Origin of the sequence: Hymenobacter translucens (assembly GCF_020685205.1) — a bacterium.
GTDB lineage: Bacteria > Bacteroidota > Bacteroidia > Cytophagales > Hymenobacteraceae > Hymenobacter > Hymenobacter translucens.
In genome coordinates this window covers 1-25458 of record NZ_JAJERB010000006.1, presented here as the reverse complement: position 1 = coordinate 25458, position 25458 = coordinate 1, and the positions used below count along the sequence as shown (strand labels likewise).

The window sequence follows — 25458 nt, the reverse complement described above, 5'->3', positions numbered from 1 at the left end:
TTACCAGGCCGCAGCCTACTACAGCTTCTTTACATTCACCGCATTGACGCCTTTGCGGCCTTCCTGGGTGTCGAAGGACACCCGGTCGTTTTGTTGGATTTGGTCCCCGTTAAGACCAGTCACGTGGACGAAGAAATCTTCCTTCGTGCCGTCTTCCGTAATGAAGCCGTAGCCCTTCGACTCATTATAGAATTTTACGGTTCCTGTTTTCATGAAAATAAAATGATGAAAGTGATGGTTGATTCGGTAAAGATAGAGGGATTTCAGAAAACCGCAACTCTGCCAAAACTCAGAACCGGGCCCGGAATACGACTCTCGAACTTTCGCTAAAAGCCTTGCGCAGGGCGTGTTACCACGTTTTCTGGGCTTTCATTACGGCCTCAATCAACTCGCGCACGGCCCCGTGTCCGCCGGGCAGCTTGGCCACGTAGCGGCTGATGGCACGGGCGTCTTCGGCGGCATCGGCCGGGCAGGCGGGCAGGCCCACGCGGCGCATCACTTCCAGATCGGGCACGTCGTCGCCCATGTAGGCAATGTGGGCCGGGTCGAGCCGGTGGTGGTTGATGTAGTTGTTGAAGATCTTCATCTTGTCATCCACCCCGAGGTAGATGTCGTGCACGTCGAGCGACTCCAGACGCTTGCGGACACCTTCTTCCTGCCGACCCGAGATGATGACGATGCGGTAGCCTTTGGTCAGCGCGTGCCGGATGGCAAACCCGTCGCGGATGTGAAACGCGCGGGCCTGTTCCCCGGAGTTGAGCGCCAGCAGCGTCCCGTCGGTCAGCACGCCGTCAACGTCGAGCACAAAGGCTTTGATGGCCTGCAGGTCGGGCAGGGTAGAGCTTGGGGTCATAGCAGAGAGAAGGAGGAAAATCCGGGCTGCGGGGCAAAAACCGGGTTTCCCGGCCAGGCGCTTATTTCTGGTTGTCGCGCCACTCGTACACCCATTTGGCCTGAATCTGCTCCAGGTGGCCTTCGGTGGCCTGTTCGCGGGTGCCGGCAAAATTGGGAAGGCTCAGCACCCAGTCCAGCAGGTCGGTGAAGCGGATCCGGTAGATCTTGGCCTCGTTGAAGTCGTCCCCAAACTTTTCGTACAGGGCCATAGCCACGTCTTCGTGGTCGGCCCAGTTAATTGGGGGTTCAAAGTGGTTCATCCTTTTAAAGCTGATGTGGGAAATGGGCTGATGTGCTGATCTGTAAAATAGGCTGAAGGCAACGCAGTAACCAAAACAAAGAAAGCCCATGAGGCCTGTTCCATCCGGTTTACGTTTGCCTGTTCACCACAGTAGCACATTTACAAAAAAGGCTAGTGGCCCAGAAAGTCCTGGGGGGGAATCAGGATAACCAGGTTGCTGGTTGCCCGCTGCACCACGCACTGGCAGGCCAGGCGGGAGTTGATACGGGGGTTTACGGCCCGGTCGATGAAGTCTTCTTCCTTGTCGCTGATTTCCGGCAGGTCCTGCTCGCCCTGCTGCACGTACACGTGGCAGGTGCTGCAGCCGCACACGCCGCCGCAGTTATGCTGTAGCTGAATGCCATTGTTGAGGGCCACGTCCAGTACCGACTCACCCTGCGTACCCACATGGGTCTGCTCGGGCTGGCCATCCTGAAACTGAAAGGTGATATTAACGACGTTCACGAAAAGGCAGCTAATGCGGGGCAAAATGCGGCCACGAAGGTACGCACCCCGCCCCCGGAATCAAAGCATCCGGCTGGCATCAGGCGGACCCGGGGCGGCAGGCAGCTGCTGCTGAATGCTGGCCGTAAGGGCACTATACAGTTCCTGCCACTGCGGGTAAGCCGCCAAAGCCGCCCGGTGGCGCACCAGCGTGGGCTCGTCGCGGCGGGCCGCCGGGCCGGTTTGCACCTCAAACGGCGGATTCGTCAGGGCCTTGGCAACGGTTTCCTCGACCAGCGGACCCAGCAGCCCGAATGGCAGTTGCGCTTCTTTGAGCAGAGCGCGGCTGATACCGAGCAGGTGATTCGTGAAGTTGGACGCAAACACCGCCGCCACGTGCAGCACCTGGCGCTGGGGCGTGGCGACCAGCTCGGCCTGGTCGCTCAGGGTGCGGGCCACGGCCAGCAGCGTGGCTTCCCCGGATTCATCGGTGGCCTCAATGCAGAGCGGAACCCGGGCCCAGTCAAGGTCCCGACCGGGACTGAAGGTTTGCAGGGGATAAAAGATGCCGCCCCGCAGGCCCGGGAAGGCATGAAATACCGCCAGCGGAACCGACCCAGAGGTATGGGCAACGAGCGAGCCGGCCGGCAGGTGCAACGCTTGCAGCACGTCGCCGATGGCCGCGTCGGGCACGGCCAGCAGATACAGGTCGGCCGGGGGCAGCTCGGCCAGGACAGTGGTGGATCGGGCGCCCGGCAGCCGGGCCGCCAGGGCGGCGGCCGGTCCGGGGGTCCGGCTCCAGACGGCCACCACCCGGTGCCCCGCCGCCACCAGGGCCGGGCCCAACTGGGCCCCTACCCGACCGGCGCCCAGCAGCCCGATTTGCATTGAAGCACCTTTTGCCTTCGGCATCACAGAGTCAGAAAAAATGAGCCGGAAGATAGTCTTTCGGGCAGCGGGTAACCGGTTACCCGTTTTTTTGCCGGAAATTTAGCAACTTGTACTTTCAAAGGCTGGCGGCCGCGGCCCACCCCGGCGGCCCTTCTTTTTTTAAGTCACATTCCACTTTCTTACCTCCTTACTTTTCCCTTATGACAAACAAGTACAATCTGGTGAAGCGCAGTGCTTCCACCTGGCGTAAACTGGCGCTGGCAGCGGCTATGGCGCTGGGCGGGGCCACCGCAGCGCAGGCGCAGGCGCTGAACTACACTCCCTCCGGTTTCGTGAACACGACCAGTACCTACGCCGACCTCGGCACGACGGGTACCGTTATCACCACGGCCAACACCGACGATGCCAACTCGGCCGCTACGCCGATCGGCTTCACGTTCAACTTCAACGGAACGGCCTTTACCGACTTCGTACTGAATACCAACGGCTACGTAAAGCTCGGCACTACTCCTCCGACGGCTCCCTTCTTTATGGCCGGCGCTCAGGACTTCACCGGCAGCCCGGTGCAGGCAGCCAACCAGCCGAACCTGCTGATGCCGTTCAACGTCGACCTGATGGCGGCTACGACCGGAACGGCGGAATACCGCGTTGCAACGACCGGGGCCACCGGCTCCCGGATCTGCACGATTCAGTGGAAAAACGTAAAGGATAAGCCCCAGTCCAGCATTGGCACGCAGTACGACAACTTCTCCTTCCAGGTGAAGCTGTACGAAGGCACCGACCGGGTAGAATTCGTTTACGGCGCGGCTACGGCCGGTACCGGCCCCGACGCTTTCCGCTACATCAACATCGGTGTGAAAGGCTCGGGCGGCGGTCCTGGCCAGCTGGTGATGATTACCAAAGGCTCTACCGGCGCCTGGTCGACGGCCACGGCCCTTGGCGGCGACTACACTACCGGCATCGGTAACGCGCACAACGTCCGCAGCACAGTTCGTCCTGATGCTGGTCGTACGTACCGCTTCAACCCCGGCCCCCCCACCCCGGCAATTGATGCCGCCGCAGTGGCCGTTTACACCCTGGGCAAGCTGGCCGTGCCGGCTTCCCTGCCGCACACGGTGCAGGCTGCCGTTCGCAACAACGGTACCCAGGCCCTCACCAACGTACCGGTTACGCTGACGGTCAGCGGTGCCAACACGTTCACCGACACCAAGACCATTCCCTCCCTGGCTACCGGCGCTACGGTGCTTGTAACGTTTGCTCCTTATCCTGCCACGATGGCCCTGGGCACCAATGCCGTACGGGTATCCACCACGATAGCCGGAGACGGCAACACGGCCAACGACGCCAGCACCTACTCGCAGCTCGTAACCTCTAACCAGCTGGCCATTGCTGACCAGACCGTGGCGTACAATGCTACCGGCATTGGCGTAGGTGTGCTGGATGGCATCATGGCTACCAAATACACCGTTACCCAGCCTACGACGGTCAACGAAGTTCGCTTCACCTTCGCCGCTTCGGCCAACAACGTACAGACCTACCAGGTCGTGCTTCTCGATGCTACCGGCCCCGGTGGAACCCCCGGTTCCGTTTTCTACACCTCGGCTAACCAGACCCGCACGCCGGCTGCCGGCACGGCTACCATCCTGCTGCCCGCCGTTCCCGTTTCGGGCACGTTCTTCCTGGGCATGAAGGAAACCGCCAGCAGCGCAACCAACAACCCGCAGATTGCCTACCAGATTGAGGATCCCCTGCGTCCCGCCACGTTCTACTTCCGTGGTGCCGCCGGTACTGCCTGGACCGACCTGGCTGCTACCACCTTCAAGATCCGTCTGGGCATGGAGCTGAGCTTTGGTGCTGCCGTTACCTGCGTTCCTCCTTCCGGCGTTACGGCAGTTGCCACCTCGCCGACCACGGCCAGCGTTAACTTCACGCCCTCGGCTGGCGGCACGACCTATACCATCATCTACGGCGCTCCGGGCTTTAACCCGGCTACCCCCGGTGCCGGCACCACGGTAACGGCTGGCACATCGCCCGGCCTGCTGACCGGCCTTGCCGCTTCGACCAGCTACGACGTGTACATCCGCGCTAACTGCGGTGCCACCGACCAGAGCTCCCTCGTTGGTCCGGTTCGCCTGACCACGCCCTGCACTCCGCCCATCATCACGACCTTCCCCTACACGGAGAACTTCGATGGTGTGGCTGCCGGCTCGCTGCCCTGCGGTATTTCCGTGCTGAACGCCAACAACGATGTTGAAACCTGGAACAACCGCAATTTCACCGGCTTCTCTGCTTCGGCTCCGAATGCCATGGTGTACCAGTATGACGAAGTGAGCGTTGCCAACGACTGGTTCTTCACGCCCGCCCTGTTCATGCAGGCCGGCCGCCGCTACCAGCTGCAGTTCAAATACCGCTCGAACCCAGCCTTCCCCGAGCGTCTGGAAGTGAAATATGGCACGGCTGCTACCGTAGCTGCCATGACGACCACGATCTGGCAGAACGCTAACATCACCAATGGCACGTTTGCAACTACGGGCGTTGGCGCGGCTCCGGCCGTAACGCCTATCCAGCCTACCACTTCGGGCAACTACTACATCGGCTTCCACGTGTACAGCCTGCCAGACCAGGACATCCTGGCTGTTGACGACCTGAGCGTGTCGATCATCACGGGCACTTCCGATGCCCTGGGTCAGGCTATCAGCGTGTACCCGAACCCCTCGAACGGCCAGGTATGGCTGGACATCAAGGGCGCCGGCGCCAAAGGCGACATGCAGGTAGAAATTACCAACGCCCTGGGTCAGGTGGTATTCACCGGCTCGGCCCGCGACAACTTCAACAACAAGCTGGACCTGTCGAAAGTAGCCGCTGGTCTGTACACGCTGAAAGTGAAGTCGGGCAACGACTACACGATCCGCAACCTGATGATTCAGAAGTAATCTGAACCCGTCTTGTTTCATGAAAAGGGCAGCCGCTTGGCTGCCCTTTTTTTGTGGCCGGATGGCAACGGACAACCTATTCCGCTCGCCTCTGCCGGTCGTAGTGTTCTGTTTCGGTGGCCGTGTGCCAAGTGCTTAAACAGGCCTGACCCCGGATGGCTATAGTATTGGTTTCGAAACAGGCGGTGTAAAGCTCCTGTTAGACCCTTCGGAGCCCATGGCGGCCGGGTAAAAGGCCAGACCAGGCACGCGGGGGTTGGTGCAGCAGTGCGAGAGCCAAGACCTTTTTGGCAGCCGGTGGAGCAGCCCGGCTCCTGGTAATGACGGCCCCTGTACCCGGTGCATACTGGCTTACAAACAAAACGGCGTGACCCGGGCTAGGAGTCACGCCGTTTTTTTGTTGAGTAAAAGCGTGTTACGCTACCGGCTGGGGCCGGCGCTTTCCGCGTGCAGCAGCGGGCTTCGCGGGAGCCGCAGCAGGCTGCACTTCGCGGCGGCGCTTCACCAAGGCCATGCCGAAGCCCAGGGCCATGAGCAGGGTGCCGCTCCAGAGCAGGTTGATAAAGGGCTTTTCCACCGCCTTCAGGATGATGTAGTCCTTTTGGGTGGTGCTCACGCCGAAGGTGAACTTCTTGTTAGTCGGGTCGACGTTGATGAAGGTAAGGCGCAGGCCCAGGTCTTCCACTTCATCGGACACCCGGCCGATAAGGCGGTTGCGCACCACGAAGATGGGATGCACGTGGTACTCCTTCTTCTCACCCGACACTACGAAGTCGCCCTGGATGGCCAGGTCGCCTTTGGCCAGGCCCAGACCCGTTACATCCTGGGCCGGCTCCACGCCGCGGAATACGGCAAAGTAGTCGTTCAGGAAGATCGTGTCGCCGAGCGCCAGCACGTGCTCCTTGACCTCGCTCCAGTCCTTTTCCTTGGACGGGTCGGGCACCGAGCTGATGTGGGAGTAGATGTCGTGGCTGGCGAACCGCTTGATGTCAGGCGAAGCCAGCAGGCCGCCCATTTCCTCGTTTACCTGCGCCCGGGGATAAAGGGTGAAGGCCTTGCCGGTTTTCTTGTTCTTGTACTCGACGCGGTAGTAGGTGTTTTCGGGCCGTACTTCTACGGTGTCGCCGGCTTTGAAGTACACCTTGCCGTCCTGCTTGATTTCAGAGCGGGCCAGGGTCTTGAACTCGTCGTCGGTGCGGAAGAGCAGATCCTTGTTCACGTAGTTGGGTACGCCGGGCACGTCCAGGTACTGACCGGTGTAGCTCACGTCGTAGCCCTGCATGGGCGCCGACTCGTTGCGCCACAGCAGCACGTTGTCGCGGTTCAGGTCCTCGGGGAACTCCCGGGAGTACACCATACCGGAAAAGTTCTTGGAGATGATGTTGGAATAGCCGGCCGAGGCCAGAACGCCCAGCAGCATCAGGGCAATGCCGATATGGGCAATGCCTCCGCCCGAGAGGCTCACGCCCCGCTTGAGCAAGGTAAATACCATGCCCAGGTTGGCCAGCACCCCGAACAGCGCCGCCGTGAGCAGCACGATGTACACCGGGCTGATGTCGAGCTTATAGTAGCGGATCAGCAGTATCACCAGGGCCGAGCTGAGCAGGGTGATGATGCCCGGTACGGTCAGGGAGTTGGTGAGGCTTTCCTTGTTGTTTTTCTGCCACCACATGATCTGGGCCAGGCCTGAGAGGAAGGCCACCAGCACGCCCATCCAGAGCTGAAACTTGGTGTAGTGGCTGATCTGGTCGGCTGGTAGTGCCAGGTTCGACTTCACGCCCATAAAGCCCAGGAAGGCGTTGTAGACCGGAATCGACGTCGTGACCAGCACCTGGAAAGCGCCGAGGCACAGCACCGTAGCACCCACGAACACCCACAGCTCGGGGTTGTAGGTGGTCAGCTCCCGGTCCGACTTCGGAATCTGCTTCCAGCGCCACACCAGCAGGCCGATAGACATCACCACAAAGGCCATCAGGTAGATCAGCAGCTGCCCGGACAGGCCCAGGTCGGTAAAGGAGTGCACCGAGGCATTGCCCAGCACGCCGCTGCGGGTCAGGAACGTGGCGTAGAGAATCAGCAGGAAGGTGGCAATGACCAGCACGAAGGAGGTCGTGAGGCCGGTGCGGCTGCGCTGCCACAGAATCATGCCGTGCAACGAAGCCACCAGCACAAGCCAGGGAATGTACACCGCGTTTTCAACCGGGTCCCAGTTCCAGTAGCCGCCGAAGTTGAGGGTTTCGTAGGCCCAGTAGGCGCCCATCATCACGCCTACGCCGAGCACGAGGCCGCCGAGCAGGGTCCAGGGCAAAGCCGGCTTCACCCACTTGGTCAGCTCGCCTTTCCAGAGGCCGGCAATGGCAAAGGCAAACGGCACCAGCGTAAGCGCGAAGCCCAGGAACAGCGTGGGCGGGTGAATCACCATCCAGTAGTTCTGGAGCAGGGGGTTCAGGCCGGTGCCATCTTTGGGCACGAAGTCGGGGTTGGTCTTGAACACCGGCAGGTCGGTGAGGAAGTCGCGAAGCAGGATGAACGGCGAGGAGCCGATCTTCACGTTCAGCACGACAACTCCCAGGATCATCGAGGTCAGGAACAGCTGCACGAAGGCAAACACGGTCATCACCGGCGCTTCCCACTGCCGGCTGTAGCGCATCAGAATCAAACCCAGCACTACGTGCCAGAATATCCAGAGCAGGAACGAGCCCTCCTGCCCTTCCCAGAAGCAGGAAATCATGTAGTACACCGGCAAATGGTTGCTCGAGTGGCTCCAGGCGTAGTAGTACTCGTAGCGGTGCCCGTGGATGATGGAGAACAGCGCGGCTATAATGCCGACCACCGCAATGCTATGCACCAGAAACGAGCCCCGGGCCAGCTTCAGCCAGGCCGAGTCGGTGTCGCCCAGGGTGCGGCCCTTACTGGCCATGAAGTAGGAGTACGCCGCCACCACGGCCGCCACAAACGCGACGACGACACTGGTGTGACCGATGTTTCCAACAAGAGTATTCAGCATTCTATTTTCAACTAAGAACTAAGAATCAGTAATTAAGAATTGTCGCTCCGGAGTCTGAAACCGGGTCTTGATTCCGAATGCTTAATTCTTAATTGCTAATTCTCAATTACTAATTAACCGACGCGGTAGCGCCTTTGATATCCTTTTCCACGTACTTCGAAGGGCACTTGAGCAGGATCTTGTCGGCCACGAACACGTCGTTGCGCATGGCCCCGGTAATGACCACCTGCTCCGACTTGTCGAAGTCCTGGGGCTTGGGGTTGAAGTAAATCACGCGCTGGGCAATGCGGTTGGTATCCACCAGGGTGAAGGCAAAGTAGTTGGGGTCGAGCGTGGGGTTGTACTCCAGGCCCATGATGTTCTTGGCACCGTCGCGGGGCAAACGGCCCACTACGTGCACCTTGGTCAGGTTGCCGTCGGCGGCCCGCTCCCGGGCTTCCTTGAACGACACGTACACGCTGGCGTCGCCGGCAGTGCTCATGATGATGCCAATGGCGACGGCAATGACGGCAATGGCGAGAATGTGGGCTTTTTTCATGATGCGGGAAGTCTGAAAAGCGGTGCGGGCATCCGAAGCACCGAACTAGTTACTACAACCAAAACGGCCCGAAAAATCCGTCGGGCCCCGGAATTATTGTAATCCGGTCAGGCCGGCAGCGGCGCCTAGCTGTCCCGGGTTTCCTGCTCCAGGCGGGTGAGCTTGCGGTCCAGGGAAATCAGGTAGAACAGCAGGCCGGCCAGCACCACGGCAATGACGGCCACGACCACGTAGATCTTGCCGTTCTGCCGCAGGGCATCAGCCATTTCGGGGGAGTCCGCCGTCTGGGCAGCGGCATGCAGCACCGGCAGCAGCAGGGCCGCCAGCACCAGCAGAATCCGGCTCTGAAAGCGTGACAACATCTTAAGCAAGCTGTTTTTCATACATTTTTTGTTTGAGAAGGCTCGTCCGGACGGACAGCTGGCTTAGCCAGAGGCCCAGCAGCGTCCAGCCGATGACGGCCGGGTAAAACACCATCCGCATGTCGCTGTCGAGGTCGTAGCGGGCGAAAGCGGGGTTGCCGCCCGCGCCGGGGTGCAGGGAGTCGGTAAGGCGGGGCAGGATGTAGAACAGCGGCATGGCCGCGGCAAAGGCGAAGATGTTGTAGATGGCGCTGATGCGGGCCCGCTGCTGCTCGTCGTTGAACGAGGAGCGCAAAACGAGATAGGCCCCGTAAATCAGCATGGCAATGGCCGCGCCGTTCAGCTTGGGGTCCGACGTCCACCACGTGCCCCAGGTAAAGCGGGCCCAGAGCGAGCCGGTGGCCAAGCCCACCAGGCCCATCAGGATGCCGGTTTTGGCAAACTCGTGCGACTTCGTGTCGAGCCGGGCGCTGGGGTTGCGCAGGTACAGCGCCGAGTACACCACCGACGTCGTCAGGATGATGGTCATTCCGAACCACATCGGCACGTGGAAGTACAGGTTGCGGATGGTTTCGTTGAGAATGGCCAGGCGCGGCACGGGCATCAGCAGCCCCGCCACCGCCGTGTACAGCAGCAGCAGCACCGCCAAGGCTTTCCACCAGTTCTTTTTCATAAGGAGCTAGGAGTTAGGAGCCAGGTGTTAGAATCACCCGGTTCAATCCTTTGGATAGAATTCTGAAATGCATTGCCCATCCAACGCGTGGGCAAGCAACGCGCGGATGCCCTCCTAGCTCCCAACTCCCAGTTCCTGACTCCTCCCATTAGCTTCTCCATAAGAACGGGAACAGCAGGTAGGACACGGCCCCGACAATCAGGTTCAGGGCTACCAGGGTAAGCAGGGCGTTGCGGCTGGCTTCGAACTCCAGGCCGTCGAGGGCGTTTTTGGAGACTTTGATCAGCAGCAGCAGCATCGGAATCATGAGCGGAAAGCCGAGCACCGCCATCAGCGTGCTGCTGTTGGTAGCCTTGGCGGCAATGCCCGACACCAGCGTAAGCGTAGTGGCAAAGCCCAAAGCGCCCAGCAGCACGTTGCCCACGAACAGGGGCATCTGCTGCACCGGGTTGCCGAGCACCATGGCGTACACGCCCAGCCCGACCAGGGCCAGGCCCAGCAGCAAAAGCGCGTTGTAGGCTATTTTGGCCAGAATCACGGCCTGGGGCCGCACCAGGGTGTAGTAGTAGAGCAGCCGCCCCCGGCTTTCCTGCAGAAAGCCCTTCGCTACCGCATTCACGGCCGTAAACAGCAGGATAATCCAGAACAGGGCATTCCACGCCGGGGCCGGCAGTTCTCCCCCCCGCAGCGAAAAGCTGAGGTAGCATACGAACACCGTGCTGCCCACGTACAGGAGCATACCGTTCAGCGCCGCCCGCTGCCGCCATTCCAGCCGGAAGTCCTTCTGTATCAAATACCAAATCTCGCGGAGGAGCAACACGGCAGCCTGACTGGTGAACGGGACCGCAAAGATACAACCCAAGCGCCGGATGGCCCGCACCCCCACCGTTTATTACGCCGGAAAGCCCCACCACTCCGCGGCAGAGGCCATTAGCAGGCGGCACCAACAAAACGAAAGTACACCGTTCAGGAGCTTCTGAAGCCGGCTGCCAGCTGGCTATTCCACGACAAGCCGTCCGGTCGCGCGGCGTCCGGCCTGCTCAGCCTGGTAGAGGTACAGGCCCGGAGCCAGGCCGGTCAGCGGCACGGAAACCGTCTGGTCGGCGGCGGGCCGGAGCTGGGCGCGGTATACTTCCCGGCCCGTGGCATCCCGCAGGGTCAGTGTTGCCGTTCCAGCTTCGGGCAGTGCCAGCGTGGCGGTGATATGGGCCGGGTTGGGATACAGCGCGACGCCGGGCAGCACGCCGGGCCGGGCAGCCAGGGGTCCCTGGGTACGCAGGGGCAGGTAGTCCACGAAGCCCAGGGTAGCCTCGTCGGCCTTGTGGTAAATGTGCGTTTCCACGACGGCGGCCACCGCGGTGCCCCACCAGTTGTTGCGGGCCATGACCGAGTCGGGCGTGTTGTTGTACAGGTCGTACACCTGCCCGCCGTTGCCATTATTGAACAGCTGATTCAACCCTACGTCGGCGGTATCGGTACTCAGGTTAGCCGGGTTGCCGAAGCTGATGCGGGGACCGCGCAGGGCCGTGGGGCTGGGCTTCTGCAGCGTTACGCCCCAGAGGTTGCCGCGGATGATGTTGCGGGCCACCGTGCCGCGCTGGGTCCGGTCGCCCTGGAAGTTGAGGCCACTGCCCCCGGTAAGAGCCGACGGGTTGGTGTTGTTGTTCTCAACGAGGTTCTGAATAATCTGAGTCTGGATGTTGTTGCCGACGATGGCAATGCCGTAGCGGTTGCGGCGCACCGTGTTGTAGATAATGGTAGCCCGGGTAACCGCGCCCCCGCCGAGCAGGTTGGAAATGGCAATGCCGCCGCCCATGTTCGTAGCCACGCTGCCAACCACCGTGCAGTTCCGCACCACAATGCGCGGCGCATCCGACGGCCCCAGGTTGATCTGGGGGTAGTTGCCGTTGTCGGTGTTGTTTTCGATAAAGGTGCAGTTGTCGATGAAGGGCCGGGTCAGGACGTTGGCCGGGCTGATGATGGCCGAGCGGGCATTGCGCACAAAGCGGCAGTTTTCCACCACGTTGTAGGCATTGCCACTGCTGCCCGAAAGCGTCAGCGCGCCGTTGCTGATCTGCCGGGTGCCCAGGCGGGCCACGTTCTGCCGGAAGATGCAGCGGTTGATAACCACGGTCGAGCTGACTACCCGTACCCCGCAGCCCTGCTCGATGATGGTGCGGCGCAGGGCCGAGCCGGTGCTGGTGCCCGTAAACCACAGGCTGTGCCAGGGTGCGGCGCCATTCTGGGCGGTGAACTTCACGGAGTCAGGTGGGTTCACCAGCAGCTTGCCGTCGATGGTTATCAGGGCCCCGGCGGCTACGCGGATAGTTTCGTTGGTGGTTATGAGCAGCGAATCGGTGGCGGCCAGCCGGATGGTGTCGTTGATCAGCCAGCTGCCACCCGCTTGGGTTACGTACCCGCCCGACAGAGCCGCGAGCTGGGCCAGGGAATACCGCCGGCCGGTGCCGGGCGTCTGGTACTGGGCATAGCTCTGCGTAAGGCCCAGGGCCAGCAAAAGCAGCAGGAGTAGTATTCGTTTCATAGACAGCAGATAAGGCCTTGACAGGCAGGCCCGGCAAAAGTAGCCAAAACGCAAAAAAGCCGCCCGGACAACTCCGAACGGCTTTCCTGTTTGATCAGACGACGCTTAGAAGTCGTAGCCTAGGGTTACGTAGAACTTCGGGCCCTTCTGGACATAGTCTTCCTGGCTCCAGGCCACGTCAAGCTTGGTGTAGAAGCCCAGCATGGTGGTACGCATGCCGAAGCCGTAGCCGAACAGCATGGGGTTGCGGAAGTTTACCACCGTGGCGCTGAAGGCGTTGTTCTGTCCGCCCACCACCTGGGTGTTAAAGGAGTTGTTCTCGTTGAAGGGGTTTGCGCCGGAGTACGTCGAGCCGGCATCGCCGAAGGCCGTAAGCTGCAGGTTCCGGAAGAAGCCCGAGTAGATCGGCTTCCGCGAGAGGTACTGCACGATGGGCACCCGCAGCTCGGAGTTGAACAGCACGTATTTCGGGCCCGTCCGCTTGCTGTAGTTAAAGCCCCGCAGGTTGGTTACGAACTGCTGGTAGAACAGCTGGGTGGGGTCAAACGGAATGGTGCGCTGGTCGTCCTCGTAGCGGGAGTTCACCCAGTTGTCCATCCCGCCGAGGCGGAAGCTCTGGTCGGCACTGCCGAAGAACTGCCCGTAGCTGGCACGGTTAGCCCAGATAATCTGACGGTGAACCTTCTGGTAGTGACGCAGGTCCACGTACACCTTGCCGAAGTCCTGCTCGTTGCCGTTCAGGCTTTTCAGCTGCAGGTAGCCGACCTTCATCCGGGTGCCCTCCAGCATATTCACGCCGGTGGAAATAGCGTTGTCGAACACCAGTTCCCCGTTGCCACCGATATAGTTGCGGTTCACATCCTGGGCATTGCTGAAGTCGTTGAGCACAGTGCGGTTCACGTTCACGTAGCGCGGGCCCATCCGCACGCTCAGGTTGTGCGAGAGCGGGTACGCAATGGTGGGCGACACCTCGTGCCGGCCGTACCGAATCCGACCGAAGCCGTCCAGGTCGAAGAAATACGCCTGCTTCTGGTAGGCAACGCTCCAGTCGTAGCGGTGCTTCAGGTTGGTGTACTCGGCGAAGATATTGCTGGTCCGCAGGTCGGTCAGAGCGAAGATGCCCGCCTTGATGCGGTGGTTCTCGAACAGGTCCGACATGTTCACCTGTCCCACGATGCCGAAGCCCAGCACCGGGTCCACGTTCACCGACGATACCACGTTGTCGATGCTGAACCGGTTGTCATAGGGGTACGGGCCGTTTACGCTGTAGGCGTCGGCCGGCGGGGCCGTGGGCAGCGCCACCACCGAGGCGGAGCGTTTGCGGCGCGTGGTGGGAGCCGGTACGTCTTCCTCGAACTGATAGTCGCTGGTGTTGATTTTTCCGTCGGATTTGGGAGCCGCCGGGGTCTTGCCCGCGTCAGGAACAGCCTGCGCACCGGCAACGGATTTGGCCGGCTGGACAGTGGCGCTGCGCTTAGGAGCCGCTGAGCGGTCCTCCAGGGTTTCCTGCCGGGCCGTCTTGTGCAGGGTCAGGTTCTCGGGCAGCGCATACGACGGGTACAGGTACACGAAGTCCCGGGCCCGGTCGGCCGCCACGAAGCCCAGGGCGCCGGTGGTGGCGTTGTAGTCGTAGTCCTTGATGTTCTGCAGGAAGCTGCTGACGGGCTTGCGCTGCCTGGTGCTGATGGTAAGGCGGTAGATGCTACGCACCCCGCTTTCCTCGCTCAGGTACAAGACTTCGTCGTCCGACAAAGCCCGGGGGCGGCTTTCGTTTGAGATGGTCCCCGCCAGAGATACCACCGGCTGGGTGCGGCCGTCGAGGTGATAGAGGAACAGGTCATAGTTGTTCACCACGCCGGCAAAGCTGCCTTTCGCGGTTCCGGCCGAGTCGAGCCAGCGGTTGGAGCTGAACACGATGCCCTGCCCGCCAGGCAGAAACACCGGCTGCACGTCGTCAAACACGTCATTGGTCAGCTTCTCGGGCGTGCGGCTGCCGGCCCGGAGCAGGTAGAGGTCATTCTGGCCGTTGCGCACCCCACTAAACACCAGCGACTTGCCGTCGGGCGAGTAGCTCAGGTCGAGCACCTGGGAAAAAGGCTGGAAAACCGAGGTCGACTTTTTGAAGTCGGGCACCAGGTCCTTGATCCGGTCAACCAGCCCGGCCTCGGCTGAGTGCAGGCGCAGGGTCATGTCGCCTTTTTCCATCTCAGCCACGGCCACCTGCCCGTTGCCGCGCCACGCCAGGGTAGGCAGGCGGTTTTCCACCTGCTGGTCGGGCGTTTTATAGCCCCCGCGGTGAATGACGTGCTTGCCGGACCCGTCGCGGTTGGCGACGATAACCCGGTAGCGGCCCCGCTCATTGCTCACGTAGGCCAGGCGCTGCCCGTTCGGGCTGATGACCGGCTGCAGGTACACTACGCTGCGCCGGTTGTTGCTGTTGAGCTGCCGGTTTTCCTCGGGCAGCACGAAGGCCGTCTGGGGCTGGGCGTTGATCTGGCGGTAGTACGCCAGCCAGTCCTTCAAAAACACCTTATAGGGCACGTTCAGCGAGCTGCTGATGCCTACTTCCACGTCGCGGGTGATGCGCGTCAGGTTCAGGATGTTCTGAATGGTGGTGTAGCCGTAGCGTTCGGCAATGTAGTTCCAGATGCTTTGCCCGGCCAGCTGGGGATTGCGCAGAAAGAACGGCGCCGTGCGGCTGCCCTCGTGCTTCTGGGTCATGTCGCGCATGTAGTCGTCGACTTCGACGCTCCAGCCTTCGGCCGCGTAGGCCGAAGCCCCGCTTACAAACCAGTCGGGCAGCTGCAGCAGGTAGCTGCTCTGGATAACTTCCTTGAGCGAGCCGCCATACATCATGTCGTTGAGCAGGACCCGGGTGATCTGGTAGCTCAGGTCGCGCTTGAACAGGGTTTGCTGGCCCTGGAAGGCAATCTGGACCTTGCTCATGCGGGTCAGGGCCGTCTCGCCCCCGGTCTGGTACTTATCCGCATCAAGGCCGATGTTGCTCTGCCGCAGGTCGCCCACGGAGTTGTAGAGCATCAGGGTGGTTTTCGAGTAAGGATAGTAGCCGATCAGCGAGGTCACGCGCTGCAGCTCCTTTTCCGCGTACTCGGCGGCCCGGCGGGCGGTGGTTTCGCCCCCGTCGTAGTAGTACACCGTAAAGTTCTGGGTGCTGAGCTGCTGCCACTTGAAGTCCTTATACTGGATACGGACGCGCCCGAACGACTCCTGCGCCGTCTGGGCCCGGGCGGGCACCGCCGAAAAGATAGCGCCCAGCAGCGCCAGACTGCCCCAGGCAAACAAGGATAAGTGCTTCATAGCAAAAGCGGAAAACCGGGAAACTCAAAGAGAAGGACCGCCCGCGGAACGAGCAGCTTGATACAACGGATAGTAACGCAAAATATTGACCTCCGGCCATAGCTCGCCGCGGCCTTCCAGCGCGTCGGCAAAAAGCACGGCCAGCCGGGGGGCCAGCATCACGCCTTTGGAGCCAAAGCCATTGAATATACTTACCTCCGGCGTCTCCGGATGCCACCCGATCAGGGGCTTCCGGTCGCGCACCGCCGGCCGCACGCCCGCCCGCTGCCCGGTCACCCGGAACGGCAGGCTGGTCATGGCAGCCAGGCGCTGGCTTAGCTCCGTGCGGGCCTCTTCGGTGAGACCCGCCGCGAACGGCGGCCACCGGTAGGTGGCGCCCACCCGAAAGCAACCTTCGCCGAGCGGTACCACGTAGGCGCCCTTGTTCAGCACCTGCGCCTCCGAAAGGCCGTCGCACTGCACATCCAGCACCTCGCCCTGGTTGGGCGTGAGCGGCAACCAGCTGAAGTAAGCATTCTGCGTGGCAGCAGCCCCTTCGCAGAAGACGACGTGACGCGCACGCACCGCTTCTCCGTACCGGACCTCTGCCGCGTGGACAACAAGCTGCTGCGGGTCAAAAGTTTCGCTGCGCAGCCATCCCTCCGCCAGGCCTTCGCGGGTGAGGGCAGCCAGCAGCTCCCGGACCGCCACATATCCCCCGCCGCGGATGCGGGCGCCGCCAAGTCCTGTGTTTACGCCCGGCTTCTCCGGCAGCGTCCCGCTGATTTCCTCCACGAAGTTTTGCCAGGGGTGGTCGGCACTGCGGGCCAGTAGGGTGTTCTGCTCCTCAACGCTCGAAAACAGCTTCAGAATCGGCAGCTCCCAGAGGAAAGTGGCGCCGAAGTGCTGCTCCAGTTCCCGGTAATACGCCAGGGCGGCAGGCAGCAGGTCGGCGGCCCGCCAGGCCAGGGCAAAGCGTTTGCCGGCTACCGGGTTCATCAGCCCGGCGGCTACGTTGGAAGCCGAATCCGGCTGCGGCCGGTCGAGCACCAGCACCCGGTAACCCCGGCGGCGCAGCTCCACGGACAAGGTGGCCCCGGCCAGCCCATGCCCTACAATCAGGTAATCCCAGGTTGTCATGGCGGGCAAGGTAAGCAGGAAAGGAGCCGACGCGCTAAGCCAGGTGGCCGGGAAGCGTAGCGGCCCGGGCTGAAAGCTACCTTTGCCGGTGTCCGTGGTTGGCTCAGGCAGCCATTCGCGGCAAGTCTCGTACCTTACGCATTCAATCGTGCCCGGTCCGGGCCGGTTTCATTTTACCCCACCGCATGACCGTTTCAGGCTTTACGTTCAACGCCTTTTCCGAAAACACCTACCTGCTGCACGACACCACCGGCGAGTGCGCCATCATCGACCCTGGCTGCTACGACAAAGCGGAGCAGCAGGCCCTGCAGGCATTTATTGCCGATCAGAACCTGCGGGTTGTGCTGCTGCTGAACACGCACTGTCATATCGACCACGTGTTCGGCAACCAGTTCGTGCTCGACACCTACCAGGTACCCTTTCTTATCCACGAGGCCGACCTGGGTACGCTGCGGGCGGTACCGGCCTACGCACCCAGCTACGGGTTTCCGCACTACCAGCCGGCCGAGCCTACGGGCTTCCTTACGCCCGGGGAGCCGGTCCGCTTCGGCAACACCGAGCTGGAAGTACGGTTTACGCCGGGGCATGCGCCGGGGCACGTGGTGTTCTACCACGAGCCGACCCAGACGGTAATCGGGGGCGACGTGCTGTTTCAGAACAGCATTGGCCGCACCGACCTGCCCGGCGGAGACCACGCGACTCTGCTGACCAGCATCCGCGACCAACTCTTTACCCTGCCCGATGCCGTGACCGTGTATCCCGGCCACGGACCAGCCACGACCATCGGTGCTGAGCGCCGCACCAATCCTTTTCTCCGCTAGGCCATGGCTATCCGAAAGCACCTTCCCAACAGCCTGACCTGCCTGAACCTGCTTTGCGGCTGCGTGGCCCTCACCCTGATTCTGGGCTATAACACCCGTCCCGATTACCTGCCTTCGTCGGATAGCTGGATGCCGCTGGTGCAGGCCGCCTGGCTGATTGGCCTGGCCGCCATTGCCGACTTCTTTGACGGACTAGTTGCCCGGGCCCTGCGCGTGTCCTCTCCCATCGGCAAAGACCTCGACTCCCTGGCCGACATGGTTTCGTTCGGGGTCGTACCCGGGGCCATTCTGTTTAAGCTCCTGCAGCTTTCCCTGCCAACGGCCGGTCTGCCCGATAGTCTGGCGTACCTGGGCTTCATCGTCTCGATCTTTTCAGCCCTGCGCCTGGCCAAGTTCAACAACGACACCCGACAGACTGACTCCTTTATCGGCCTGCCGACCCCGGCCTGCACGCTGGTGGTTGGCTCTCTGCCGCTTATCCTGGCGTACGACTCCTTTAATCTGCATAACCTGGTGCTGAACCCCTGGGTGCTGCTGGCGCTGACCTTCGTACTTTCCGGTCTGCTCGTGGCGGAGCTGCCGCTGTTTGCCCTGAAGTTTAAAAACCTGCGCTGGCAGGACAATTCGCTTCGCTTTGTGTTTCTCCTGCTGGCGGTAGCCTTATTAATCGGCTTGCAGGCAGCCGCAGTTCCCCTGATTATCCTGCTGTACGTGGTGCTGTCGGTGGTTCGCCCCGCGGCCGGCTGATTTTCAGATGATGAAACCACAATATATTAGCCGTGCCCTGAGTTTAAGTACCTCCCCCGGATGAACCTCGACTTGAGGAGTCGTGTTGAGAGGCCACCTGCTGCTACCGGTCTATAAAGCCTTTGAGAAACAAGCCTATGCGTCACTTTACCTTCTTTCTTCTGACGTTTCTGGTGGGAGCCGCCTCCGTGCTACCGGCCCGGGCACAATCAGCTGGCGCGGGTTCTAAAGTTCAGGTGAGCTGGCAAGGCACCACGCAGGTAGCAACCCGCACCGGGCAGCTGCGCGTCGTACCAACTTTCGCGGGCGCGTTTCATCGTCCGGGCGAGCTGGTGGGCACGCTCACCATCCGCCTTGAGGCAGTGGCCGGCAGTGTGCAGCTGCGCAATGCGGTGTATGCGCCTTTTTCCCCGGCCGAAGCCCGGCTGCTCGAGGCCAGTACTCTCCCGCAGGAGCCAACGTACCGGTTGGTAAATGGCACAGAGATGCGGCGCCCGGTAAGCCAGCTTATCATTCAGCCCGTCCGGCGCAATTCCCGCTCGGGTCAGGCAGAAAAGCTGGTTTCGTTTGAGTACACGTACTCGGCCCCGGCTACCGCGGCCCGCGGAACCCAGGCCCGCACGTACGCCTCGTCTTCGGTACTCAGTTCCGGGCAGTGGTTTAAAATCGGGGTGCCAACCAGTGGTGTTTACAAGCTCACCAAGCCCGCGCTGGCGGCTCTGGGCCTCGACCTGAACACCCTGGACCCGCGCCGCCTGCAGATCTACGGCAATGCTACCGGCATGCTGCCCCAGGCCAACGCGGTAGCCCGCCCCGATGACCTTGTGGAAAACGCCATCTACGTTTCCGGTAACAACGACGGGGTATTCGACGACACGGAGTTTGTGCTCTTCTATTCGCCCGGCCCCCACCGCTGGGAAAAGGACCCCGATCAGACGGCGGCCCAGCCCCGTTTCCGCCACCAGCTTAACCTCTATTCCGATACCGCCTACTACTTTATCCGGGCCAGCAACGGCAATAGCCAGCTCGGACGCCGGGTAAGCCCGGCTCCCGCTGCAACCGGCACCCCATCTGCCACGCCCATCACCCGCTTTACCTACCGCGACTACCATGAGGTAGAGCTGGTAAACCTGCTGAAGTCAGGCCGGGAGTGGCTGGGCGAAGGGTTTAGCACGGGCACCCGCAAGGAGTTCACGTTTACCGTACCGGACCTGGCGCCTAATTCCACGGTTCAGATTACTTCGGCCGTTGCCGCTACGTCGCTGCAGAACTCGCCTACCACGTTCCAGGCTTCGCTTAACGGAACCAGCCTGGGCAGTTCCCAGGTGGTGCCCGGACTCTCAGGCCCCAGCAGTTCTTATCCGGAAGCCGCTAATACCCGCGTCAACACGTTTTACTCGCAGCTCGGCAGCAGCGTACCCTCGGAGCTGCGCGTCGCCCTGGCTTATAGTGGAGGCGCCGACCCCTCTGCCAGCGGCTACCTCGACTATCTGGAAGTGAATGCACTGCGCCAGCTGCGGCTTACTGGCAGCTCCCCCCTGGAGTTTCGCTCGTTTGAGAACGTGCGGGCCGGGGCGGTCAGTGAGTTTCGCCTGGGCAATGCGGCCGGGGCAATGGTCTGGGACGTAACCAACCCACGCCGCCCGGTTTCCCGCCCGCTGGACGCCAACGGTGCTTTCCTGGCTCCCACCGACTCCATTCGGGAGTACGTAGCCTTCACGCTCGGCAGCAGCTTTCCCACGCCCCGCAACTTTGGCAAAGTGGCCAATCAAAACCTGCACAGCCGGCTTAACCTGAACGGGCAGCTGGACCTGGTCGTCGTGACTTACCCGGCCTTCCTGCCGGAAGCTCAGCGCCTAGCGCGTCACCGGGCCCGTCACGACGGTCTCAGGGTGGAAGTGGTGACCACGAAAGAGGTCTACAACGAGTTCAGCTCGGGCAGCCAGGACGTAACGGCCATCCGCGACATGATGAAGATGGTCTACGACCGCGCCGCGCCCGGCAAGCGCAACTACCTGCTGCTGTTTGGCGACGCCTCCTACGACTATAAGTCCTCGCCCTGGAATGATGTGCGGGAGCAGCCGACGTGGTGGACCAGCCGCCTGCCACTGAACAACAACGAAATCAACCAGAACTACGTCCCGGTCTACGAATCGCGGGAGTCATTCTCCCAGATTTTCCCGCGTGTAAATGGTTTGGAAACCGCCAGCTATTCGTCTGACGACTACTTCGGCATCCTTGACGACAACGAGGGCGAATGGTCGGAAACCAGCAACGACTTCATGGATGTGGCCGTTGGCCGCTTGCCTATCCGTACGCCCCGCAATCAGCCCCGTTCCACCCTCCAGGCCAGCGCCGTAGTCGACAAGCTGATTGCTTATGACAGTATCAGCTCCTTTGGAAAGTGGCGCAACCGGATGACCTACGTTGCCGACGATGGTGACGGCGCCTCCCACGTAATAAGCTCCGCCGAGCCCCGGGCGGATTCTTTGGTTCGATTCCATCAGGATTATAACGCCCACAAGCTCTACCTCGACATGTTCCCGCAAATCACCGCGGCGGCAGGTCAACGCTCACCCGAGATGAACCGGGCCGTTGAAGATGCATTCGAGCAAGGGTCGCTCGTGATTGACTATAGCGGGCACGGTGGCCCCCGGGGCTGGGCCGACGAGCAGATTCTCACCAGTGCCTCCATCCTGCGCCTGCAGAACCGCAACCGGCTTACGTTCATCTTCGCCGCTACCTGCGACTTTAGCACCTACGATAACCCGGAGTTTACCTCCGCCGGTGAACAGTCGTTGACCGACACCAACGGAGGGGCTATTGGCCTGTTTACCTCCACCCGCCTTGTGTACCAGTCGAACAACGACGCTCTGGGCGCTCAGTTCAACCGGCATGTTTTCCGGCCCATCAATGGCCGGATGCCTCGCATCGGCGACGTGCTGCTTCCCACCAAAAACCTCGGCTCAGGCGGTGCCGGCGTGCTGAACCGGAACTATGCCCTGCTGGGCGACCCTTCGATGCGGCTGGCGTATCCCGAGCAGGACGTGGCTATCCGGACCGTGAACAGCATCCCCGTTACCGGCACGGCCCGCGACTCGGTCATTATGTTGCGTGCCCTGTCCCGGGTGACCATGACCGGCGACGTCAGCAACCGGGGTGCTGTGAACACCACCTTTAATGGCATTGCTCAGGTAACCATTTTCGAAAAGCCTACCCTTGTCCGGACCCTCGGCAACGAGCCCGGTGACGGTCAACGCTCAATCAAGGTGCAGGAAAACGTTATCTACGACGGCCAGGCTACCGTGCGCAACGGTCAGTTCACGCTGACCTTCGTGGTGCCCAAAGACATCAACTACAGCGTGGGCATCGGGAAGATCAGCCTGTACGCCTACGACCGCACTAACCGGGTAGATGCCAACGGCAACACGCCCATTCCCATTGGCGGGGCCTCTACCATCGCGCAGGTCGACACGATCCCGCCGGTTATCAAGCTGTTCATGGACAACCGCTCCTTTGTGTTCGGCGGGCTCACCGGGCTCAGCCCTACCCTGATTGCCGACCTCAGCGACGACAATGGTATTAACACGGCCGGCTCCGGCATTGGCCACGACATCACGGCAACGCTCGATAACGACCCTGCCAAGCTTACCATTCTGAATGACTTCTACACCGCGGAAACCGATAACTTCCGCGCCGGCACGGTCACGTACGCATTCAAGGATTTAAGCCAGGGCCCCCACGTGCTGCGTCTGAAGTGCTGGGACACGTTCAACAACTCCGCGCAAAAGGACATCGAGTTCATTGCCGCGTCTTCCGAAAGCCTGGCTCTGAAGCACGTCCTGAACTACCCGAACCCGTTCTCTACTTCAACGACCTTTCACTTCGACCACAACCAAAGCGGGCAGGAGCTGGAAGTCCAGGTTCAGATTTTCACCGTATCTGGTAAGCTGGTACGCACCCTCGAAGCAAATTTCCCGGGGAGTGGCTCCCACGTGCCCGCTTCCGTACACGATGACAAGCTGACCTGGAACGGGCGCGATGAGTACGACGGTCAGCTGGCCCGGGGCGTATACGTATACCGCGTGAACGTCCGCACCCCGGACGGCTCCACGGCCTCGAAGTTTGAAAAATTGGTAATCCTGAATTAAGTGTCTCTCCCTCCCTCTCTTCTCTGCTCCTTTTTTTGACCCTATGTCTTTTTCGAAGCTGACCTTGCGTTCTGCGCTTCTTACCAGCCTGTCGAGCCTGCCGCTCCTGGCGGTGGCTCAGAGTAGCCCCAATACCATTACCACGGCCGTTCCCATCCTCACGCTCAGCCCCGACGCCCGCTCATCGGCGCTTGGCGAAGCCGGCGTCGCTATTTCACCCGACGCCAATTCCTCGTATTACAACGCCGGCAAGCTGGGCTTTGTACCCAACAAGTACAGCGTTTCTCCCTCGTATTCGCCCTGGCTGCGCAACGTTACCGACGACATGGGCCTGGCCTATCTGTCGGGCTACGCCAAGATCGGGCAGCGGTCCGCCGTTTCTGCCTCGCTGATGTACTTCGACCTGGGTCAGATTTCGTTCCGGGGAGCCCAGAACCAGTTACTGGGCGACTTCAACCCGAAAGAATATGCCGTGGCACTTTCCTACGGCCAGAAGCTGAGCGACAACCTGGGTGTCGGGGTTACTGCCCGCTACATTCGCTCTAACCTCACCGGCAACACCATTTCCGATAGCAAGCCCGGCAACGCCGCCGCCGTCGACCTGGGCGTATACTACAACCGGGACCTGAGCATCGGCGTCAGCGACTATAACCTGGCGCTCGGGGCCTCTATTTCCAACATTGGCAATAAAATCACCTACACCAACCCCCAGCAGGCCGATTTCCTGCCCACGAACCTGAAATTCGGGACTGCCATCACCCGGGAGCTGGACGCCTATAACAAGATTACCCTGGCTATCGACGGCAACAAGCTGCTCGTGCCTACGCCGTACTATGAGGAAGGGAAGGCACCCAACGACCCCAACGTCCTGGCCCGTAACGAGGAAATTGCCAATAAGGGCGTGGTGAGTGGAATGCTGGGCTCGTTTAGCGATGCTCCCGGTGGTTTCAAGGAAGAGCTTAAGGAAATCAACCTTTCCGTAGGGGCCGAGTACTGGTACAATGACCTGCTGGCGGCCCGCGCCGGCTACTTCTACGAGAACCCGCTGAAGGGTGACCGGCAGTACCTGAGCTTCGGCATCGGGGTGCGCTACCAGGTGTTCGGGGTCGACGGCACTTACCTGGTACCCAATTCCCGCGCAAATCCCCTGGCCCAAACCATTCGCGTGTCGCTGCACTTTAACTTCAGCAAGCTCGAAGAAGCCTTCAATACCGGCTCGGAATCCGCCCCTGCCAACTAACCCGCACCTATGCTCGACCGACAAGTCGCTCCTCCCGTTCAGCCGCTGGCCAGTGTAACGCTGCCCGCGGCTGACGTGCTTTCACTGCCTAACGGTGCCCGCCTGCATGTGCTGCGCAACGATGCCCAGCCCGTGGTCCGCCTGCAGATTGTCTTTAAAGCCGGCCGCTGGTACGAGCCGGCGCCCAGCGTTGCGCTGCTGACCGCCCGGATGCTGCTGGAGGGAACCCGAACCCGGACCGCGCGGCAGATTGCCGATGAAGTGGCATTCTACGGTGCTTCACTCGACTGCGAGCATGGCTTCGACCGGGCTACCGTAACCCTGTACTGCCTTACCCGTCATCTCGATGCTCTGCTGCCGCTGGTGCTGGACGTGGTTACGGAGCCTATATTCCCTGATGCCGAGCTGCAGCTGCTCAAGACCCGCACCCTGCAGAACGTCCGGATCGAGCGGCAGAAAACCAGTTACCTGGCTTCCGAGCAGTTTGGGCAGAGTGTGTACGGCCCTGACTTCCCCTACGGGGTCATTTTTGACGAGCAACGGTTTCAGGCGGTAACTGCCGAGGCGGTGCGCAGCTTCCACGGCCAGGCCTTCGCCCTGGGCTCCGCCGAGATTTTTCTGTGTGGCGACATTTCCAGCCAGCACGAGCAAAGCATCGTGGCGATGCTGGGCACCGGTGCAGCAACTGATTCTGCCCATGCTTTACCCCACAACGGTCAGCCGGTCAGTGGCACCAGTCACGCGTTCGTGCTTCAGCCGGAAAGCTTGCAGTCCTCTATCCGAATTGGCCGACTCTGGCCTCAGCCCGGTACGGTGGAAGGGCATTCCCTACAAGTGCTGGTTAAGGTGCTCGGTGGCTACTTCGGCTCCCGCCTTATGAAGAACATCCGTGAGGACAAAGGCTTCACCTATGGCATCTACGCGAGTATTTCCCCGCGGGAGCACGCAACGAATCTGGTCATTGGTACGGATGTTAACGCGGCCAGCACCCAGGCCGCTATCCGGGAGATTCACTATGAACTGCGCCGACTCCAGGAAGAGCGTATTCCCGCTGACGAGTTGCAGACGGTAAAGAACTATATGACCGGCAAATTCGCCAATGAGCTGAGCACTGTCTTTGAGCAGTGCGACAAATACAAAAGCCTGGTTTTTCTCAATCTGCCGCTCACGTACTATACCGACTTCCTTCAGCAGGTCCGTGACACGGATGCGGCCTACCTTCAGAGCCTAGCCCAGCAATACCTATCGCCTGACAGTATGCTAGAAGTGGTGGCTGGGCCCCGGGTATAACCTGACAACGGAGCATAAGAAAGCCCCGACTAGCTTTTAGTCGGGGCTTTCTTATGCTCCGTTGATCTGAACAACGCAATAGCGACAGCCATACACAACCGGCTGTTGGCTTCCCGCACAGCCGCACAGCCGGGGCGGGGCCAGCGGGGGGCTGTAAACGCAGACGAGCCGGCTGCCGCATCTCACCCGAAGGGAAACGCTGGCAGCC

The 25458-nt window shown here is 61.1% G+C and carries 19 protein-coding genes; 6 read left to right on the top strand and 13 right to left on the bottom strand.

Annotated features, from left to right (window positions below; all coding sequences use genetic code 11):
- Positions 1-18: 18 nt before the first annotated feature.
- From LJY25_RS13715 to LJY25_RS13695, 5 genes are all read right to left on the bottom strand, one after another.
- On the bottom strand, positions 19-213 hold the full coding sequence (locus LJY25_RS13715) for a cold-shock protein (protein WP_227608924.1): 195 nt from the start codon (positions 211-213) through the stop codon (positions 19-21).
- Positions 214-349: 136 nt separating this feature from the next.
- Positions 350-853: a KdsC family phosphatase gene (locus LJY25_RS13710; protein ID WP_227608923.1), complete on the bottom strand. Its 504-nt coding sequence runs from the start codon at positions 851-853 to the stop codon at positions 350-352.
- A gap of 61 nt (positions 854-914) precedes the next feature.
- Positions 915-1154 (bottom strand): Fe-S cluster assembly protein IscX, encoded by a 240-nt coding sequence (iscX, locus tag LJY25_RS13705; protein WP_227608922.1) that lies wholly within the window; start codon positions 1152-1154, stop codon positions 915-917.
- Positions 1155-1306: 152 nt separating this feature from the next.
- Positions 1307-1639 (bottom strand): 2Fe-2S iron-sulfur cluster-binding protein, encoded by a 333-nt coding sequence (locus LJY25_RS13700; RefSeq protein ID WP_227608921.1) that lies wholly within the window; start codon positions 1637-1639, stop codon positions 1307-1309.
- Between the two features lie 60 nt (positions 1640-1699).
- Complete coding sequence (locus LJY25_RS13695; RefSeq protein WP_227608920.1) at positions 1700-2530, bottom strand: Rossmann-like and DUF2520 domain-containing protein; 831 nt, start codon at positions 2528-2530, stop codon at positions 1700-1702.
- Positions 2531-2709: 179 nt separating this feature from the next.
- Here LJY25_RS13695 and LJY25_RS13690 point away from each other — a divergent pair, with 179 nt between their 5' ends.
- Entirely contained in the window at positions 2710-5442 is a 2733-nt protein-coding gene (locus LJY25_RS13690; protein WP_227608919.1) for a T9SS-dependent choice-of-anchor J family protein, read from the top strand.
- 415 nt (positions 5443-5857) lie between these two features.
- Here the strand turns inward: LJY25_RS13690 and ccsA (LJY25_RS13685) are convergent, their stop codons facing one another.
- From ccsA (LJY25_RS13685) to LJY25_RS13650, 8 genes are all read right to left on the bottom strand, one after another.
- Positions 5858-8449, bottom strand: a complete 2592-nt coding sequence (gene ccsA / locus LJY25_RS13685) for a cytochrome c biogenesis protein CcsA (RefSeq protein ID WP_227608918.1) — start codon at positions 8447-8449, stop codon at positions 5858-5860.
- Positions 8450-8558: 109 nt separating this feature from the next.
- Positions 8559-8987 (bottom strand): cytochrome c maturation protein CcmE domain-containing protein, encoded by a 429-nt coding sequence (locus LJY25_RS13680; protein WP_227608917.1) that lies wholly within the window; start codon positions 8985-8987, stop codon positions 8559-8561.
- Between the two features lie 125 nt (positions 8988-9112).
- The gene (locus tag LJY25_RS13675) at positions 9113-9349 is read right to left on the bottom strand and encodes a CcmD family protein (RefSeq protein ID WP_227608916.1); all 237 of its coding nucleotides are present in this window, start codon (positions 9347-9349) and stop codon (positions 9113-9115) included.
- A 1-nt stretch (position 9350) separates the two neighbouring features.
- Positions 9351-10022, bottom strand: coding sequence for a cytochrome c biogenesis protein CcsA (ccsA, locus tag LJY25_RS13670; protein WP_227608915.1), 672 nt, complete (start codon positions 10020-10022; stop codon positions 9351-9353).
- 148 nt (positions 10023-10170) lie between these two features.
- Complete coding sequence (locus LJY25_RS13665; protein ID WP_227609214.1) at positions 10171-10812, bottom strand: heme exporter protein CcmB; 642 nt, start codon at positions 10810-10812, stop codon at positions 10171-10173.
- 207 nt (positions 10813-11019) lie between these two features.
- Positions 11020-12564, bottom strand: a complete 1545-nt coding sequence (locus LJY25_RS13660) for a T9SS type A sorting domain-containing protein (protein ID WP_227608914.1) — start codon at positions 12562-12564, stop codon at positions 11020-11022.
- A gap of 105 nt (positions 12565-12669) precedes the next feature.
- Entirely contained in the window at positions 12670-15882 is a 3213-nt protein-coding gene (locus LJY25_RS13655) for a hypothetical protein (RefSeq protein WP_227608913.1), read from the bottom strand.
- Positions 15883-15906: 24 nt separating this feature from the next.
- Positions 15907-17001 carry an NAD(P)/FAD-dependent oxidoreductase gene (locus LJY25_RS13650; RefSeq protein WP_227608912.1) on the bottom strand — a complete coding sequence of 365 codons (1095 nt, stop codon included), beginning with the start codon at positions 16999-17001 and terminating at the stop codon, positions 15907-15909.
- 185 nt (positions 17002-17186) lie between these two features.
- Here LJY25_RS13650 and LJY25_RS13645 point away from each other — a divergent pair, with 185 nt between their 5' ends.
- The 5 genes from LJY25_RS13645 to LJY25_RS13625 all read left to right on the top strand — a co-directional run bounded on the left by LJY25_RS13645 (position 17187) and on the right by LJY25_RS13625 (position 25250).
- A complete protein-coding gene (locus LJY25_RS13645) occupies positions 17187-17822 on the top strand; it encodes an MBL fold metallo-hydrolase (RefSeq protein WP_227608911.1) in 636 nt (211 codons plus the stop codon).
- A 3-nt stretch (positions 17823-17825) separates the two neighbouring features.
- Entirely contained in the window at positions 17826-18569 is a 744-nt protein-coding gene (locus LJY25_RS13640; protein WP_227608910.1) for a CDP-alcohol phosphatidyltransferase family protein, read from the top strand.
- A gap of 137 nt (positions 18570-18706) precedes the next feature.
- A complete protein-coding gene (porU, locus tag LJY25_RS13635; RefSeq protein ID WP_227608909.1) occupies positions 18707-22720 on the top strand; it encodes a type IX secretion system sortase PorU in 4014 nt (1337 codons plus the stop codon).
- Positions 22721-22784: 64 nt separating this feature from the next.
- Positions 22785-23960 carry a type IX secretion system outer membrane channel protein PorV gene (gene porV / locus LJY25_RS13630; protein WP_227608908.1) on the top strand — a complete coding sequence of 392 codons (1176 nt, stop codon included), beginning with the start codon at positions 22785-22787 and terminating at the stop codon, positions 23958-23960.
- Between the two features lie 9 nt (positions 23961-23969).
- Positions 23970-25250: a M16 family metallopeptidase gene (locus LJY25_RS13625; protein WP_227608907.1), complete on the top strand. Its 1281-nt coding sequence runs from the start codon at positions 23970-23972 to the stop codon at positions 25248-25250.
- The last annotated feature ends 208 nt before the right edge of the window (positions 25251-25458 follow it).